This is a genomic window from Vibrio sp. 704, assembly GCF_033339295.1.
The window spans coordinates 1-859 of record NZ_JAWOUH010000234.1 but is presented as its reverse complement, the minus strand read 5'-3'; the positions used below and the strand labels follow the sequence as shown (position 1 = coordinate 859).

Here is an 859-nt window from a genome sequence, read left to right as displayed (position 1 = left end):
TTTGTTCCAGACTTTTTGTTTTTCGCAGTGTTTCATTCTCAATATCCAGAGTGGTTCTTCCGTGACCCGACAACTTCTATTCTTCTCAGATGAGGTGCGAAGGTGCGTAGAGTGCTACTTTCCTTCGGCTTTTTTGTCACGAGCAAGTAAATCTTGCGCTGCCAGGCGTGCATCTTTTCCTTGATACAATACTTGATAAATTTGGTCAACAATCGGCATCTCAACGCCCATGCGTTGGGAGAGCATCCATACTTCTTTCGTGTTGCGGTAGCCTTCTACGACTTGGCCAATTTCTTCTTGAGCCGTATCAACGTCTTTACCTTGACCGAGAGCTAAACCAAAGCGGCGGTTACGTGACTGGTTGTCAGTACACGTAAGAACCAAGTCACCTAAACCAGCCATACCCATGAAGGTTTCTGGTTTGGCACCAAGTGCAGCGCCAAGGCGGCTCATTTCAGCCAAGCCACGGGTAATCAACGCAGTACGTGCGTTTGCACCAAAACCGATGCCGTCTGACATACCTGCGCCAATTGCGATAACGTTTTTCACTGCACCGCCAAGTTGCATGCCGATGAAGTCGTTGTTCGCGTACACGCGGAAGGTTTTGCTACAGTGGATTTTCTCTTGCAGATCCGCCACGAACTCTGCATCTGGAGAGGCAACGGAGATTGCAGTTGGTAGACCCATCGCGAGCTCTTTCGCGAACGTTGGGCCAGATAGAACGGCCAGCGAGTAGTTCTCACCGATGATGTCGTACGCGACGTCTTTGAGTAGTCGGCCAGTTTCAGGTTCAAGACCTTTGGTTGCCCAACAGATACGCGAATCTTCGCGCAGGAACGGTTTGCAGCTGTTAAGCACG

The 859-nt window shown here is 50.1% G+C and carries 1 protein-coding gene; it reads right to left on the bottom strand.

The window, feature by feature from the left end:
* Positions 1-114: 114 nt before the first annotated feature.
* The coding region (gene gpsA / locus R7R24_RS25660; RefSeq protein ID WP_318119937.1) for an NAD(P)H-dependent glycerol-3-phosphate dehydrogenase at positions 115-859 on the bottom strand (745 nt) is incomplete at its 5' end.